Source organism: Gracilibacillus thailandensis, assembly GCF_010994055.1.
Classification (GTDB): domain Bacteria; phylum Bacillota; class Bacilli; order Bacillales; family Amphibacillaceae; genus Gracilibacillus; species Gracilibacillus lacisalsi.
This window is the reverse complement of sequence record NZ_WJID01000001.1, coordinates 143578-159496: the sequence shown is the minus strand read 5'-3', so window position 1 is coordinate 159496 and position 15919 is coordinate 143578. Positions and strand designations below refer to the sequence as shown.

The following is a 15919-nucleotide window of genomic DNA, read 5'->3' as shown; positions in this document are numbered from 1 at the left end:
AATTGATATCATTTTGAGATAGGTTGTGTTGGTGTCATTAATTTTTTGTCGGAGGGAACAAAATAAAGAATGATCATACCGATAACAAATAAAACGATAAGACTCAAAATACCTGCGTTCGAACGACCAGTAATTTGTGCAGTGAAACCTAAAAGTAGTGGACCGGTAATCGAAGCAAACTTACCAAAAATATTATAGAATCCAAAGAATTCATTGGCATTATTTTTAGGAATCAGTTTAGCGAAGTAGGAACGACTTAATGCCTGAATTCCCCCTTGTGAAGAAGCGACAAGCATGGCAAGAATCCAGAAGTCAATTGCAGTTTCTAGAAAATAACCATAAATACAAACAATAATATAAACAACAATACCAACATTTAACATCGATTTGGCTGAGAATCGATTTGCTAATTTACCATATATAATAGAAAAAGGAGCGGCGACTACTTGTGTGACAAATAAAACTACTAGTAGTACAGTTGAGCTAAGACCGACATCTGTTCCATAGGCTGTAGACATGGAAATAATCGTGCCTACTCCGTCGATGTAGAAAAAATAAGCAATTAAAAAAATGGTTAAGTATTTATATTCCTTTACATGTTTGACTGTTTGAATTAATCTTTTAAAGCTTTGGCGAATTGGTTGAGAATCACGCTCTACGAAATGTATCTGTTTCACATTTCTAATCAAAGGAATAGCAAAAATTGCCCACCATATACAAGTGATGAGAAACGCTATTTTACTGGCGGTAGTGCTACTAATAGGTAGTATACCCTGTTGAGCTAATAGTATAATGGCAATACTGATGACAAAAGGAATAGCACTACCAATATAACCAAGTCCAAAGCCGCGGGCAGATACTTGATTCATGCGGTTATCATCGGTGACATCCACAAGGAAACCGTCATAAAACACATTAGCTCCAGTAGAGCCCAGTGATGCTAAAGTAAAGACAATCAGTAGAAGTAACCATTGGCCTTCTGGTACGAAAATAAGTGCGAAGGTCGAAAAAATACCCAGCCCCATAAAGCTTACAAAGAATTTTTTTTTCAATCCTTTGTAATCCGCTATTGTTCCTAGAATTGGTCCAAGCATAGCCAAAATAAATGTAAACACAGAAATAGTGTAACCTAGATATGCAGTAGAATCTGCTCCAGAAATACCTGCATCGGTTGCTTGTGCTTTGTAATAAATAGGAAAAATAGCCGTGGTAATGATAACGGAAAATACGGAGCTTCCCCAATCGTAAAACATCCAACTATTCTCTTGCTTTGTAAACTTTTTCATAACCTCACCCATCCTTTTCCTTTGTAACGGACACTAATATGCTGATGACTAACCATCAGTGGGGTTTTAGTCCGCTGATGGAGGTCTCACTTTATTTTACTAGATTCTACAAAGAAAGACATATAAATACTGGTCAAAATTTACAGAAGTTTAATATTGATGAAAACGGGAACATTAAGAACAACAAAATATTAATAACGAAAGGATGATGATCATGTATAAAACGATTCAAGCGTTTTTTAAGACGGAAGATGATGCGGAAACCGTACGAGCAGAGCTCAATAAGTTGAAAACGAATGATATTATAGTTGACCAATTACAAGATCAAGATCAAACTATATTACTAGCTCCGATAACATTCTCAGGTAATTATTCTACAGGTATGGGTTCAGGTGGTGGTATTGTTCCTGGATTCATAGTGAGAGACGAAGTTGGTGATGATGCTCCTAGAGAACATACGGTTGAATGTGAAGTGTCAGAAGATGATTACCCCGAAGCATTAAAAATAATTATGGAAAATGATGGGCATGTGGATAAAAACACATTTGAAGGATAAGATAAGCAAAGAGACTAACTATTGACTCGATATAGTTAGTCTCTCTTTCTATTTTATATGTAACAAATATTTTCGTTGACATTCTTGTATATACAAGCTATCATGAAAACGTAATCACTTGTATATACAAGAATAACTTTTCATCGAGGAGGAAGAATAGTGAGCAAGTTTACAGATCCTGCAAAAGAATTGTTGGATAAAATCGGTGGTAGTGAGAATATCTCTGTTGTTACTCATTGTGCGACGAGAATGCGTTTCGTTCTAAATGATCCAAGCAAAGCAGATGTGGATGCAATAGAAGATATTGATATCGTCAAAGGAACTTTTACACAGGCAGGTCAATTTCAAGTTATTGTTGGAAATGAAGTGGCTTCTTTTTATAATGAGTTTACCAAAATAGCGGGAGTAGGAGATACTTCCAAAGAAGATGCCAAAGAAGCAGCCAAGCAAAATATGAATATTATCCAACGTTTAGTAGCGCATTTAGCTGATATCTTTACACCTATTATCCCTGCATTAGTTGTTGGTGGTCTTATTTTAGGTTTTCGTAATGTTATTGGGGATATTGAAATGGTTAACAACGGTACACAGACGTTGGCAGAATCTTCTCAGTTTTGGACTGGTTTATATGACTTCTTATGGTTGATTGGGGAAGCGATATTCCACTTCTTACCGGTCGCCATTACTTGGTCTATTTCAAGAAAAATGGGTACAACCCAAGTACTAGGTATTGTTTTAGGTATTACGCTAGTTTCTCCGCAGCTGTTAAATGCTTATGGAGTCGCTGGCGCCGAAGAGATTCCGGTATGGGACTTCGGTTTTGCACAGATTGATATGATTGGTTATCAAGCACAAGTTATTCCGGCGATTTTTGCTGGCTTCGTATTAGCGTATTTAGAAATTTGGTTGCGTAAAGTAATTCCGCAAGTAGTTTCAATGATTTTTGTACCATTCTTTGCATTAATTCCGGCTGTTCTAGTAGCTCATGTTGTATTAGGACCAATTGGCTGGGAAATTGGTTCATGGATCTCCAATATTGTGTATAACGGTTTAACTTCAGCATTTGGCTGGTTGTTTGCTGCCGTATTTGGTTTTGCGTATGCACCATTAGTAATAACAGGTTTACATCATATGACGAATGCGATTGATTTACAGTTGATGAGTGAATTTGATGGAACGAACCTTTGGCCAATGATTGCATTATCAAATATAGCACAAGGTTCAGCGGTTGTTGCCATGATCTACTTGAACCGTAAAGATAAGAAGGAACAACAAGTATCTGTTCCTGCGGCAATCTCCTGTTATTTAGGTGTCACCGAACCAGCGTTATTTGGTATTAACTTACGTTACCTCTTCCCATTTATTGCAGGTATGACGGGTTCAGCGCTTGCAGCAGTAGTATCAGTTGGGTCTGGTGTTATGGCGAATTCCATCGGTGTAGGTGGTATACCTGGAATTTTATCGATTCAAGTGCCACACATGCTCATGTTTACCGTAGCCATGCTGATAGCGATTGTTGTTCCATTTATCCTAACCGTTATTCTGGCAAGAACAAAAATGGGTAAAGACGCATACGATCGCCTAGGAAAAACAAGATCATAATAAAACATAAACTGCGAAGTAACGTAGATATCCTTGGAAGCGCCGATCTCTTCCGAGGAAAAAAGGCTCCTCTTCCGGGGAAAAAGCTTTCTCTTCCAAGGAAAAGAGCTTCTCTTCCAAGGATAAACGACTATATCCCCGGAACAGCAAAGGATATCCCCGGAAGAGAAGGATATATCCCCGGAACAGCAAAGGATATCCTCGGAAGAGAAGGATATATCCCCGGAACAGCAAAGGATATCCCCGGAAGAGAAGGATATATCCCCGGAACAGCAAAGGATATCCTCGGAAGAGAAGCCCTGTTAACTTTGTAACTAAGAAGCTTCGCAGTTTGTATCTACTTCGTATCAGGATTGATCGCGATCTGTATTCTTAATCGGAATCAAGAGCAGATACAATAAAAATTTCATCACAGATCAACAGGAGGGTAAATGTATGGACGAGAAATGGTGGCAAAAATCTGTTGTCTATCAGATATATCCGAAAAGCTTCAATGATACTACAGGGAACGGTGTTGGAGATATTCCGGGTATTATTGAAAAATTAGATTACTTGAAAAAGTTAGGCATCGATGTAATTTGGCTTACACCTATTTATGCATCACCACAAAAGGATAATGGATACGACATATCTGACTACTATTCCATTCACCCTGAATATGGCACAATGGAGGACTTTGAAGAATTATTAGATGAAGCACATCATCGTGATATCAAAATTATTATGGATATTGTCGTAAACCATACATCAACGGAACACCAATGGTTCAAAGAAGCGAGTCGATCAAAGGATAATCAGTATCGAGATTATTACATTTGGAAAGAAGGAGAAGCCGGTAACCCACCAACCAATTGGCAATCCAAGTTTGGCGGTTCTGCATGGCAATATGACGAAAACACTAGTGAATATTATTTACATTTATTTGACGTTACGCAAGCAGACTTAAACTGGGAAAATGAAGCAGTACGGGACGATGTTTATCAAATGATGAATTTTTGGCTTGATAAGGGAGTGGACGGATTCCGCTTAGATGTTATCAACCTTATATCCAAAGATCAACGCTTCCCTGATGATGATGGCAGTGTACCACCAGGAGACGGAAGAAAGTTTTATACGGATGGGCCGAGAGTGCATGAGTTTTTACATGAAATGAATCAACAAGTATTTAAGAACCGTGAAACGATGACCGTTGGTGAAATGTCATCAACAACGATGGATGATTGTATTCAATATTCTAATCCCAAAAGTGAAGAGTTAGATATGACTTTTAATTTTCACCATTTAAAAGTCGATTACCCCAATGGAGAGAAATGGACTAAAGCGCCGTTTGATTTCCTAGAGTTAAAACAGATCCTATCCAAATGGCAAATAGGAATGCAGCAAGGTGGAGGTTGGAATGCATTGTTCTGGTGTAATCATGACCAGCCAAGGATAGTGTCGCGGTTTGGGGATGATAAACACTATCACAATGAATCAGCAAAAATGTTAGCAACAACCATACATTTGATGCAAGGGACTCCATATATTTATCAAGGGGAAGAGTTTGGTATGACAAATCCAGACTTTGAAAGCATTGATCAATACCGTGATGTAGAGTCCATTAATATCTATAATATCAAAAAAGAAGAAGGTATACCGGAAGAAGAGATTATGGCAATTTTAAAAGAAAAATCACGTGATAATTCTCGGACGCCGGTACAATGGAATGCCACAGAGAATGCAGGGTTTTCAGAAGTAGAACCATGGATAGATCTGGCAAATAATGTTACAACTATTAATGCTGAACAAGCTATTGCGGATAAAGAATCAATTTTTTATCATTATCAACGATTAATTCAAATGAGAAAAGAATATCAGGTCATAACGGATGGAAGCTATCGACTAATTTTACCAGATGATCTTGCCATTTTTGCTTATTTAAGAGAAAATGATCAAGAAAGCATGTTAGTAGTAAACAATTTTTATGCTAAGGAAGTAACGTTAGACTTACCTAGAGAAGTGATAGAGCAATTTGAAAGAGGAGAGGCTATTCTTTCTAATTATCAGCAGCCACCAACTCAATTGGAGAACGTTACGTTGCGTCCTTATGAATCATTCGTTTTCTATATTAAGTAATAGATGGGGATAATGAAATGCGTAATAAATATTTAGTGATCTATCAGGAAATGGTACAGCAAATTGAACAAGGGAAGTTTAAGGCCAACCAATTCTTACCTTCAGAGAACGAACTGACAGATCAATACGAAACATCGAGAGAAACGATTAGAAAGGCATTGAACCTGTTAGCTCAAAATGGCTATATACAGAAAATCAGGGGAAAAGGTTCGATGGTCATTGATCGTAGTAAATTTGATTTCCCTGTTTCAGGGCTTGTTAGCTTTAAAGAGTTAGCCGATAAAATGGGAGAAAGACCAGTAACTACGGTTCACGATTGTCAGCTTATCAAACCTGATCGATATCTTAAAGAGCAATTAAAGCTGAGGGGGAAGAATCAGGTGTGGGAAGTGATTCGTTCCCGAGAATTCTCTGGACAGCGTATCATCCTGGATAAAGATTATCTGATGGATAAGTATGTTCCTTACATGTCAGAAGAAATTGCAAAGGAATCGATATATGCCTACCTAGAGGATCAATTAGGTTTAGTGATCAGTTTTGCTAAGAAAGAAATTGTCGTGGAGGTGCCAACAAAAGAAGATCGGGATTTATTAGATTTGGAAGGATTCCATAATATCGTGGTAATCAAGAACTATGTTTATTTAGATGATGCCAGTCTGTTTCAGTATACGGAATCAAGGCACCGACCAGATAAATTTCGCTTTGTAGACTTTGCTAGAAGAAATCATTAATTAGGTGACGGAGTATAGAAATCTAAGGCTATCATGTTAAGTGATTGCCTTAGATTTCTTATATGGTGGGAGAGGAGTAAATAAATAGACCTGATCAGATATTTTGGTTGTGTAGTTCTTTGGTTAAGCAATTACTGTAATGGAGTAATAATTACCAAAAGAAAAATGGTAGAAATGCTATTGTTGCGATTGCGCCGAGCGCAATGCCAATCCCTAGACCTCTTCCGTATCCAAAGAAGCCATAGCCGTAGCCACCAGCTCCTCGTCGTGCATCAAATGGATCTATAAATACTTTTGAGGGGTTAACCCTTCTAATGATCCCTCTGTGGACTATCCCGTCGTGTGTTACAATTTTTACAGGGCGACCTACGTTTTGTCGACAAAAATCATAATGTGACATCAAAACCCTCCTTCCTCCATATCCAAGCAGTTCATTGGATAACTACTAGTAGACTATGCAAGAAAGAGATAAGATTGTGGTCACCTGTTCATCGGCAGTTGCACTATTTATTTCTTAGGTAATGTATCAATGGTTGCCAAAATTTGCTGATTGGTGGTCTGTAATAAGGTGGTGATCGAGCAAGGTTGTTTAGTCATATAACGTTGAATGATGTTGTAACCGATAATATAGCCGACATTTTTAGGGACACCGTTAAATCCATACATAATCATGTCGTGCTTAGGGTGATCTCTAGTCATCTGCTGCTGGGAGGCAATCCATGTTAGCCATAAATCTGCTAACAATTCGTCGGATATCATTTCTATTCTTTTGTTTCCGTACGTGCTTCCAACCTTTTTTCGCACAATCCATTCAGCAATGCCTTCTAGTATAATTGCGTCCAACAGTGTATATTCCATTTCTTTCTTCGGAAAATGATTTAGTCTGCAAATATGACTGTATTCATGAAGGAACAAAGCAATTATTTCTCGATTTTCGGCTTTCCTTTGTAAGAATAAGAACAGTTTGTCAGGGTAACTTAAGCCTGTATTAGCGTTATACCATTCTTTCAGTTCTCTAATTTCTTCGTTAGAGGGAAAGACAAATATAGCAGGTTCAGGTCCATTCCATGCCTTTTTGCATTTTTGGTAGATCTTGTTTACCTTAGATAAATAATTTTGTTCCATCCATTGCTCCGAGTCTTCTTGATTTAAATTTGGTGAAAAAAGCCCATGGCGTAATAAGTGTTCTTGGATAAACTCTGGTTGGATATCTTCAAAACAATGACTTAGTGGTTCGCAAATAATGGATTGATGTAGTAAATACTGTTCTTTTCGGTTTTTTCCAATTTTTTCATCCGTAAATTTCTTAATCCACTTATCAGTTGCATGTATGGTCATCGTTCTTTCCTCGCTTTTTAGCTATAAATAAGTAAGTATGAAGATCATTAGCATATAAGGTATTTAATTGATAATGTTCATTTAATGTTTGTAACATTTCCATTGATAGATGTTGAGGAAGAGTGCTGGGTGTTTTGGGTTCTTTCTCGATTTTCTCTAGATAGACCGTTTCATACCCATAGTCTAATAATTGCTTTAACCAATCTTCTTTGGATAATAATTGCGGCAACTGATAAAATGTTTTAATAATTTCTTCATCTGAATGGGTTAAGAGGCTGGGTGTTGCCATTTCTAGGAGTACGATTTGCCCATTTGGCTTAAGTAGATTCGTAAGTTTCGGCAGGCTGTAATGGATAGGAGTAAAAGCTAACACAGATTCAGAAATAATTAGGTCAAAGAAATGATGTGTGAACGAAAGATCTTCTATATTTTGTTGCATAATCTCAATGTGATGAAGATGACTCGTTTTGTTTTTTGCCTTTGTAACCATATTTGCAGAGCTGTCGATACCATATAAAAATGCAGCAGTCTGATTGCGCAATTGCCTAAGAGTCTCTCCTGTTCCGCAGCCAATTTCTAATACGTTCTTCAAATTTTTCGGTATTTGCTTTAACCACTTATCCGTTGCCGTTTTTCCTCCAGGATGAGTATAGTCCATCCCGATTTGTGTTATCAGTTCCTGATAGCTCACCACTTTGAAACCTTCCTTCCTCGGATTCGAAGTTTTTCTATTGTTTATCGAGGTGCTAATTGTCGATGCACTCCCCCTAAGTTGAAGAAGCTACGCGGGGAATAATCGCACTTTATATTTGGGATTAATTGTAGTATGATTGAATATTAGTAAGAATAATTAACAAGTTGTAAATAGTGTATACACAACATCTAAAGAAGGTGAATGGATTGGAACAAAAAGAGATTGAATTATTGAAATTATTAGAAAAAAACGGTCGAATGGATAATGATACCATTAGTAAAATGTTAGATGTAGCCCCTGTTGAAGTGGAAGAAATGATAAAAAAATTAGAAAAAGAACACGCCATTCTTGGTTATTCTACACTTGTAGATTGGTCTACTGTTTATGAGTATGAAGGAGTGGCGGCGTTAATAGATGTAAAGGTAACGCCAGTAAGGGGCGTTGGCTTTGATAAAATCGCTTCCAGAATCTATCGGTTCCCAGAAGTTAAAGCTGTCTATTTAATGTCGGGTTCTTACGATTTAAGTGTTTCTGTCGAAGGAAAAACTATGATGGAAGTGAGTCGTTTTGTTTCGGATAAGTTGTCTACCTTGGATACTGTACTGTCCACTACGACCCATTTCATCCTGAAGAAATATAAGCATGATGGTATTATTTTTGATGAAGGTGACGATGATGACAAACGAATCATGGTGACACCATGAGTAAATCATATTTAGCAAACCACGTGAAAGAGCTGCAGCCGTCGGGAATTCGGAAGTTTTTTGATCTTGCTTCTCAAATGGAGAATGTTATCTCACTAGGGGTAGGTGAGCCAGATTTTGTTACTCCTTGGAATGTCATCGAAGCGAGTTATCATTCCTTGGAACAAGGATATACTGCATATACAGCTAACGCAGGTTTATTCGAATTAAGGGAAGAGATTAGTAAATATTTGCAAGATACATTTTCTATTTCTTATAATCCTGAAGATCAACTCTTAGTAACGGTAGGTGCAAGTCAAGCAATTGATTTAGCACTGCGAGCGATTGTAGATGCTGGCGATGAAGTAATTGTTGTGGAGCCTTGCTTTGTTTCCTATAGTCCTGCTATTTCGTTGGCAGGTGGTGTGCCGGTATCCGTAAGTGCTACAGCGGATAATGAGTTTAAAGTGACACCAGAGCAAATCGAAGCAGCGATAACTCCACGTACAAAAGCAATTGTTCTGTGTAGCCCAAATAATCCGACTGGAGCGGTATTAAGTAAGGAAGAATTGTATGGCATAGCACAAGTTATACGAAAGCATGATTTAATTGTGCTGTCTGATGAAATTTACGCAGAACTGGCTTATGATGAGGCAGCAACTAGTATCGCATCTGTTGATGGCATGAGGGAACGTACCATTTTAATTTCTGGCTTCTCGAAATCTTTTGCTATGACAGGCTGGCGACTTGGTTATGCTGCAGGACCTGTAGCTATCATGCAAGCTATGACAAAAATTCATCAATACACGATGATGTGTGCACCAACTATGGCGCAACATGGTGCATTAGAAGCGTTACGCCATGGAAATGAAAGTGTCAGGGAAATGAAAACAAGCTATCGACAACGGCGGAATTTTGTTGTGAAGGCATTGAATGAGATGGGCTTATCCTGTCATTTGCCGGGTGGTGCTTTTTATGTATTCCCTTCGATCAAAGAAACTGGCTATAGCTCAGAGGAATTTGCCCAAAAATTATTAGAAGAAGAAAGAGTAGCCGTTGTACCGGGGCATGTTTTCGGTGAAAGTGGAGAAGGGTATATTCGTTGTTCCTATGCAACATCCATTAAACAATTAGATGAAGCCATGAAAAGAATGGATCGATTTATTAAACAAAATAGTAAAATATAAAAACCAACAGTGCAATATACTGTTGGTTTTTGTTTTTTAGTATAAGTTTTATTCTTATAACATAAACTAAATAGTTGTAAGTACAAGTTGACTCGTTTATAATAGTAGTTAATGAGAATGGAAAGGATGTCATAAATGGATATTAAGCGTATACATGATGTGGAAATCGATGTTTCCAGAGGTGAAGACATTCGATTACCTGAACGAGTACTTGTAGATTTAGATGATAATATTACGGCAGAGTTCAATGTGAATTGGGATTCTGTTGATAAAAATGAACTTTTAGATAAAGGAACAATTGAGGTAGAGGGTGAAGTAGAACATAAAGATTATCCTAAGCCTTTTATTGAACAGAGAGCTGATCCATATTTATATAAGCATACCGATGGGTACTATTATTTTACGGGATCATACCCATTATATGACCGTGTTGTCTTAAGAAGAGCTAAAACAATTGATGAACTACCACAAGCAGAAGAAAAAGTGATTTGGTGGAAGCATGAAGCAGGAATCATGTCTGAACATATTTGGGCACCAGAGATTCATTTCATTGATGGAAAGTGGTATGTTCATGTTGCAGCTGGTGACAAAGATGATGTTTGGGCAATTCGTCCGTATGTCTTAGAATGTGATGCAGACAACCCATTAGAGGGCGAATGGAGAGAGAAAGGTCAAATCAATACGGAGTTTCAAAGTTTTTCACTAGATGCAACAACTTTTGAGCATCAAGGTAAACGTTATCTCGTGTGGTCACAGAAGGTAGATAATGATACGATCGCAAACCTTTATATTGCAGAAATGGAGAATCCTTGGACAATTAAGAAACAGGTTCTCTTATCGACTCCAGAATATGATTGGGAAGTCATTGGATTTGATGTAAACGAGGGTCCTGCGATGATAAAAAATGATGAGAAAATTTTCATCGCTTTCTCAGCGAGCGCAACAGATGAAAATTATGCGATGGGATTATTACATGCTGATATAAATAGTGATTTATTAGATCCAAAAGCTTGGACAAAAGAAAAAGAACCAGTGTTGGTTTCCAGTGATAACACGAGTGAATATGGGCCAGGACATAATAGTTTTAGCGTTGATGAAGATGGCTTTGAGTTACTCATTTACCATGCTCGCCCATATAAAGGGTTTAATACAGAGAATCCTTTATATGACCATAACCGACATGCGCGTATTCAACGTCTGTTCTGGACAAAAGACGGTTTTCCTTACTTCTGTGAACCAGGCTATCAATTAGATTTCTCTAATCATAAAGCAAAAGCAAAAATTACGTTGAAATAGCAGGAAAACCGAGTGCCATGAAGAACGAGCACTCGGTTTTTTATCTGGGAATGTACTTTACTCGATGACATATTCAATTTCGTCGTATTTTCTGGAGTATTTGATATGGAAGTTCTTATTATCGAAGTACCAGATGTCGGATTCTTCGACAAAAAAACGAATACCCTCTTCCGTCACTTCTGCTTCAGGGTTGTTTGGTACGGCTTTTTCCAGTGCCAAAGAAAACCCTTTATGTACACCACCGAAACCGCCATACCTCGCCAAGAAACGGATAGCATCTCCTTCTTCTAAATCTAATTCTTTGATAAACCATTTTGCTGCTGGTTTTGTAATGGACATTTCCATTGTGTTCAGCCTCCTTATCACTTATATACTAACGAAAATATCATTACGACGCTAGTAGTAGCAATTGTCAGATAATTTACTGTCAGATTATCTTACAAAACTTTGTGCAGCAAGTGGTTATCATAGTATACTTTTATTAAGGTTAGCTTATAACGGTATACGTAATTAGGTGGTGTATTGCATGGCGGAAAGTCCTTCCTATAAAGAACGGAAAGTTATAACTATTGGTGTCGTAAGTGAACTAACTGGATTATCAGAACGGCAAATTCGTTATTATGAAGAAAGAAAACTAGTATTTCCTGAACGTTCTCCAAAAGGAAACCGTAAATACTCTTTTGCTGATGTGGAATTATTAATTGATATTGCGAACAAGCGAGAAGAGGGCGTTCAAACATACGAAATTAGACAAGACATGATTCGAGAAGAGAAGAAGAAAGAAAAGAGAATGCGCAAACAACTATTACGTGGTGAAATTAACGCACGATTTGGTATCCAAAAAGAACGATAAAGAAATAAGGGCGGGCGAATAATATTTAGTAGTTCACTTACCGTGGAGAAAACATCAAATCACATAACAAATAGCATACGGTTTCGTAGTATGTTTAACAACTATTTTAACACGCAAAAAAGCTTGGATATCCAAGCTTTTTTCTTTTAAATTGTCTTGTTTAACAATACTTTAAAGGAGAATACACTATTATTTTTTAAACGATAAACCTTCTTTTTCTAATGAAGCTCTCATAATGGGTAGGGAAGCTGGTCCAATACCATGAATTTTTAGAATTTCTTTTTCGGTGTACTCTGAGAGATTTTGCAAAGTATCAATCCCCTCGTGAACTAAGGCATTTCTAGCAGGTGAACTTAGTTTCGATAGAAAGCCGCTTTCAGGTTTATTCTCTTGATCGCAAGTAGGGCAACTTTGGCAATCACTACTTTTGTAATACCTATGTCCTTTTTCGCAAATTCTTAAACTTTTTTCCGTTTTCAAGATGACCACTCCCAATATATAGTGATTCAATGTTAACATTCACAATATCTTATACTTGTACTATAACATATAATCAGATTTATCCTAAGATAAGTTACAATTGTAATTACATTTACCTATATAAGTAACATAGCAATTAGCACTCTACTAACATCTGTTAGTGTTGTGTGTTAATTACAATACTAAAAGTGGTGCTATTTGTCAGAAAACGTTATTATATCAACAAAAAACAGCATACCAAATCACTATGAGATTTGTTATGCTGTTTAGTTAGCTTTTTAGTTGTTTCTCCACCGAAAGAGAACTACTTACGTATAATACAGGAGCCTCCCTTTTTTTACGGTTGGAAAATATAAAAAGAAGAGAAGCTTAGTGAAAATCGGGCTTCTCTTCTTTTCTATCGGGATTATACCGAGTGAACTTTATGGAGTTTTGTCTCTCAAATTCCAGGCAGAATTTCTCGTAATCATTGACAATTTCACTAATAGGTTTGTTATAGAGCTCTTGGTCATTCTTATCCACAATTCCATTGGCCATCAACTGTTGAATCAAGTACACTTTTTGTTTTTCAACTGCTTCCCGTAAAAAAGCCATTTGACTAGCCTCCTATTTTATTTATGTCACGAAGTCTTGCGTTTTAAGAAAAGTATTGCCCTTTTTGTTATATGTTATACAGAAAAAGTTCATGTCATTTTGTGTGAATTGTAAAAAGTTTGAAATATATAAGATAAGATGAATGATTTCGCTAGGATAATAAATTGATATATAATTGAGTAAATAGTAGAAGGAATAGTAGGATATGCCTTTACTATATGCCATAATTTTAACTTTGTCATGGCTAATGTCAACAAAGTTTACATACTTTTAATCAATTTTATTGAGGAGTTTACAAATGCCTAAACCATATGTGTCAATTATCATTACAACTTTTAATCGCAGAGTAGCACTAGCAGAGTTATTAGCAGCACTTGTCGAGCAAACATATCAAGACTTTGAAGTGATTATTATTAATGATGCTGGAGAAAAGGTCAACGATGTGGCGGGATTATATACTGAATTAGATATAACTGTCATCGATTTACCTGAAAACCGTTATCACGTGTATGCAAGAAATAAAGGAATAGAGAAGGCAACAGGCGAGCTAATTATGTTAATGGATGATGATGATTTGCCGTTACCAACACATTTAGAAACAATGATCGAGCAAATGGGAGACGCTGATCTCGTTTATTCAGATGTAGAGATTGTTAATTATCAGGAAACCAATGAGAAAAGAACGCCCATTAATCATCATTTATTTGCTTATCATTTTGATGTTGATGCCATGAGAAAGTTTTCCACTTATGTACCATCCGGCAGTGTTTATCGCAAATCGATACATGATGAGATTGGTGTTTTTGATGAAAGTGTACGTAATTACTGGGATTGGGATTTCTTTCTGCGGGTAGCGGAAAAGCACCGTATTAAAAGAGTTCCCGTAGCAAGTGTCTTATACGAGTTTTCCGAATCAGGAAATAATCAATCCAAAAAACTAGAAAACATGCGTTTTTATTTGGATCGGCTTATTACTAAACATCAATTAGGAAATTTGCCTACCAAAAATTTTTATTTATTATTAGAAGAACCTGATGTGAAGCAAAGAGAGGCACCAAGTAATCGGATTTGGGACGGTGTGACAATGCCCCAATCAAGATTATAAATATCATATGCTAAGCTTAGTTTGTTTAAGAATGTAGGAGGATGTTTCTTGAGTAGACACCGTGATTTTACCAATGGAAATATATGGATTGACTTATTTTATTTCTCTTCTCCAATTATGTTGGCCCAACTCTTGCAAGTATCTTATCAATTTATTGACAGCTTGTGGGTAGGGAATCTGATTGGAGCCAATGCGTTAGGTGCTGTCAATATATCAGGTACTGTAATTTTTACAGTACTATCCTTTATTATCGGAATTAATAATACGACGTTAACTGTGCTTTCCCAACAAAAAGGAAAGGGAAATGAAGAAGGAGTTCAGACATATGTCAATGCTTTCGTTGTGACATTGTCAGCTTTAGCAATTGTGATGGGAATATTGGGCTTTCTATTTGCGCGGCCAATATTACTATTACTAGGAACACCAGAAACAATGATGGCCGAAGCAATGACTTACTTGCGCATTAATGCGATTGGGATTCTTTTTTTAGTAGGTTATAACTTCATTAGTACTGCTTTACGTGCTGTAGGGGATAGTAAAACACCACTCCTATTTGTTGCGATCGCCGTTCTGTTAAATATCGTACTTGATCCCCTGTTTATCTCAGTACTTGATCTAGGTGTGCAGGGCGCGGCAGTAGCGACGATTTTATCACAAGGTTTCTCCTTTATTTATGGTGTTATTTTTGTAATCAAAAAGAAAATTATACCGTTGAAATGGCCGACATTACCATTATGGTCAGAAGTAAAGTTGATTCTTAATCTCGGAATTCCGTCTGGTTTACAAATGGCGGTTATTTCTGCTGGTGCTGCAGCTATTATGAGTGTTGTTACATCGCACGGAGAAGCAGCTGTTGCTGGTTATAGTGCAGCACAACGTTTAGATAGTCTGTTTTTATTACCGGCACATGCGCTTGGTGCTACTGTCAATAGTATGGCTGGTCAGAATATTGGTGTTGGCAAATGGGGGCGTGTCAAACAAATCGCAACGTATGGTGTTGTCTATAATACCGTGATTATGTTTCTGTTTGCCGGTATCATAGTATTATTTGCCGAATTTGGTATTAGCTTATTTATTCAGGAACAAGCAGCTGTTCAGTTTGGTGCTAAATACTTAATGATTATTGCTTTCTTTTATCCATTTTTAGGTATTAATTTTGTCTTGAACGGGATTGTCAGGGCTTCTGGGGCGATGTATCAGGTTTTAATTTTGAATCTACTTTCCTTCTGGGCACTTCGATATCCATTAGCTTATCTTTTCTCTGAAATTATAGGAGAAGATGGCATTGCTTATGGAATTGGTGTAAGCTTTATGTTAAGTAGTGTCATTGCCTTTTTATATTATCGTTTTGGAAAGTGGCGTGAAAAACGTATCTTTTCCTAACGCTCCTCCATTGTGG

General features: G+C 37.1%; 17 protein-coding genes. 10 read left to right on the top strand and 7 right to left on the bottom strand.

Features of this window, described 5'->3' with window-relative positions:
- Positions 1-8: 8 nt before the first annotated feature.
- Positions 9-1286, bottom strand: a complete 1278-nt coding sequence (locus GH715_RS00675; RefSeq protein WP_153833757.1) for an MFS transporter — start codon at positions 1284-1286, stop codon at positions 9-11.
- 214 nt (positions 1287-1500) lie between these two features.
- Here GH715_RS00675 and GH715_RS00670 point away from each other — a divergent pair, with 214 nt between their 5' ends.
- The 4 genes from GH715_RS00670 to treR all read left to right on the top strand — a co-directional run bounded on the left by GH715_RS00670 (position 1501) and on the right by treR (position 6290).
- Positions 1501-1842: a hypothetical protein gene (locus GH715_RS00670; RefSeq protein ID WP_018931801.1), complete on the top strand. Its 342-nt coding sequence runs from the start codon at positions 1501-1503 to the stop codon at positions 1840-1842.
- A gap of 159 nt (positions 1843-2001) precedes the next feature.
- Positions 2002-3444 (top strand): PTS system trehalose-specific EIIBC component, encoded by a 1443-nt coding sequence (gene treP / locus GH715_RS00665; RefSeq protein ID WP_163578368.1) that lies wholly within the window; start codon positions 2002-2004, stop codon positions 3442-3444.
- Between the two features lie 435 nt (positions 3445-3879).
- Entirely contained in the window at positions 3880-5559 is a 1680-nt protein-coding gene (treC, locus tag GH715_RS00660) for an alpha,alpha-phosphotrehalase (protein ID WP_153833759.1), read from the top strand.
- A gap of 17 nt (positions 5560-5576) precedes the next feature.
- Entirely contained in the window at positions 5577-6290 is a 714-nt protein-coding gene (gene treR / locus GH715_RS00655; RefSeq protein WP_153833760.1) for a trehalose operon repressor, read from the top strand.
- A gap of 151 nt (positions 6291-6441) precedes the next feature.
- Here the strand turns inward: treR and GH715_RS00650 are convergent, their stop codons facing one another.
- The 3 genes from GH715_RS00650 to GH715_RS00640 form a co-directional block, all read right to left on the bottom strand.
- Positions 6442-6690, bottom strand: a complete 249-nt coding sequence (locus tag GH715_RS00650; RefSeq protein ID WP_153833761.1) for a hypothetical protein — start codon at positions 6688-6690, stop codon at positions 6442-6444.
- 107 nt (positions 6691-6797) lie between these two features.
- The gene (locus tag GH715_RS00645) at positions 6798-7628 is read right to left on the bottom strand and encodes a DUF2268 domain-containing putative Zn-dependent protease (protein WP_153833762.1); all 831 of its coding nucleotides are present in this window, start codon (positions 7626-7628) and stop codon (positions 6798-6800) included.
- Positions 7609-8322 carry a class I SAM-dependent methyltransferase gene (locus tag GH715_RS00640; protein ID WP_153833763.1) on the bottom strand — a complete coding sequence of 238 codons (714 nt, stop codon included), beginning with the start codon at positions 8320-8322 and terminating at the stop codon, positions 7609-7611. Before GH715_RS00640 ends, GH715_RS00645 begins: the two co-directional genes overlap by 20 nt.
- 206 nt (positions 8323-8528) lie before the next feature.
- Between GH715_RS00640 and GH715_RS00635 the strand changes: the two genes are divergently transcribed.
- The 3 genes from GH715_RS00635 (at position 8529) to GH715_RS00625 (ending at position 11488) form a co-directional block, all read left to right on the top strand.
- On the top strand, positions 8529-9026 hold the full coding sequence (locus GH715_RS00635; RefSeq protein ID WP_018931794.1) for an Lrp/AsnC family transcriptional regulator: 498 nt from the start codon (positions 8529-8531) through the stop codon (positions 9024-9026).
- A complete protein-coding gene (locus GH715_RS00630; protein ID WP_153833764.1) occupies positions 9023-10192 on the top strand; it encodes an aminotransferase in 1170 nt (389 codons plus the stop codon). The genes GH715_RS00635 and GH715_RS00630 overlap by 4 nt, the downstream gene beginning before the upstream one ends.
- Positions 10193-10327: 135 nt before the next feature.
- Positions 10328-11488, top strand: coding sequence for a family 43 glycosylhydrolase (locus tag GH715_RS00625; protein ID WP_153833765.1), 1161 nt, complete (start codon positions 10328-10330; stop codon positions 11486-11488).
- 57 nt (positions 11489-11545) lie between these two features.
- Here GH715_RS00625 and GH715_RS00620 read toward each other — a convergent pair whose 3' ends face one another.
- Positions 11546-11833: a HesB/YadR/YfhF family protein gene (locus tag GH715_RS00620; protein WP_153833766.1), complete on the bottom strand. Its 288-nt coding sequence runs from the start codon at positions 11831-11833 to the stop codon at positions 11546-11548.
- Between the two features lie 181 nt (positions 11834-12014).
- Here GH715_RS00620 and GH715_RS00615 point away from each other — a divergent pair, with 181 nt between their 5' ends.
- Positions 12015-12341: a MerR family transcriptional regulator gene (locus tag GH715_RS00615; protein WP_153833767.1), complete on the top strand. Its 327-nt coding sequence runs from the start codon at positions 12015-12017 to the stop codon at positions 12339-12341.
- A gap of 189 nt (positions 12342-12530) precedes the next feature.
- On the opposite strand, the gene GH715_RS00610 is transcribed toward GH715_RS00615, so the two are convergent.
- Together GH715_RS00610 and fbpA are read right to left on the bottom strand one after the other, a co-directional pair.
- A complete protein-coding gene (locus GH715_RS00610; protein WP_153833768.1) occupies positions 12531-12821 on the bottom strand; it encodes an RNA polymerase alpha subunit C-terminal domain-containing protein in 291 nt (96 codons plus the stop codon).
- A gap of 369 nt (positions 12822-13190) precedes the next feature.
- Entirely contained in the window at positions 13191-13415 is a 225-nt protein-coding gene (gene fbpA / locus GH715_RS00605; RefSeq protein ID WP_153833769.1) for a Fur-regulated basic protein FbpA, read from the bottom strand.
- A 298-nt stretch (positions 13416-13713) separates the two neighbouring features.
- On the opposite strand from fbpA, the gene GH715_RS00600 reads away from it, so the two are divergent.
- Positions 13714-14520: a glycosyltransferase family 2 protein gene (locus GH715_RS00600; RefSeq protein ID WP_153833770.1), complete on the top strand. Its 807-nt coding sequence runs from the start codon at positions 13714-13716 to the stop codon at positions 14518-14520.
- Positions 14521-14568: 48 nt separating this feature from the next.
- A complete protein-coding gene (locus tag GH715_RS00595; RefSeq protein ID WP_153833771.1) occupies positions 14569-15903 on the top strand; it encodes an MATE family efflux transporter in 1335 nt (444 codons plus the stop codon).
- Positions 15904-15919 lie beyond the last annotated feature (16 nt).

Bases quoted from the DNA above. Each gene is read 5' to 3' on its own strand.
- fbpA (WP_153833769.1), bottom strand. From the start codon at position 13,415: ATGGCTTTTTTACGGGAAGCAGTTGAAAAACAAAAAGTGTACTTGATT.
- GH715_RS00670 (WP_018931801.1), top strand. From the start codon at position 1,501: ATGTATAAAACGATTCAAGCGTTTTTTAAGACGGAAGATGATGCGGAA.
- GH715_RS00630 (WP_153833764.1), top strand. From the start codon at position 9,023: ATGAGTAAATCATATTTAGCAAACCACGTGAAAGAGCTGCAGCCGTCG.
- GH715_RS00650 (WP_153833761.1), bottom strand. From the start codon at position 6,690: ATGTCACATTATGATTTTTGTCGACAAAACGTAGGTCGCCCTGTAAAA.
- treR (WP_153833760.1), top strand. From the start codon at position 5,577: ATGCGTAATAAATATTTAGTGATCTATCAGGAAATGGTACAGCAAATT.
- GH715_RS00675 (WP_153833757.1), bottom strand. From the start codon at position 1,286: ATGAAAAAGTTTACAAAGCAAGAGAATAGTTGGATGTTTTACGATTGG.
- GH715_RS00645 (WP_153833762.1), bottom strand. From the start codon at position 7,628: ATGACCATACATGCAACTGATAAGTGGATTAAGAAATTTACGGATGAA.
- GH715_RS00615 (WP_153833767.1), top strand. From the start codon at position 12,015: ATGGCGGAAAGTCCTTCCTATAAAGAACGGAAAGTTATAACTATTGGT.
- treC (WP_153833759.1), top strand. From the start codon at position 3,880: ATGGACGAGAAATGGTGGCAAAAATCTGTTGTCTATCAGATATATCCG.
- GH715_RS00600 (WP_153833770.1), top strand. From the start codon at position 13,714: ATGCCTAAACCATATGTGTCAATTATCATTACAACTTTTAATCGCAGA.
- GH715_RS00625 (WP_153833765.1), top strand. From the start codon at position 10,328: ATGGATATTAAGCGTATACATGATGTGGAAATCGATGTTTCCAGAGGT.
- GH715_RS00620 (WP_153833766.1), bottom strand. From the start codon at position 11,833: ATGGAAATGTCCATTACAAAACCAGCAGCAAAATGGTTTATCAAAGAA.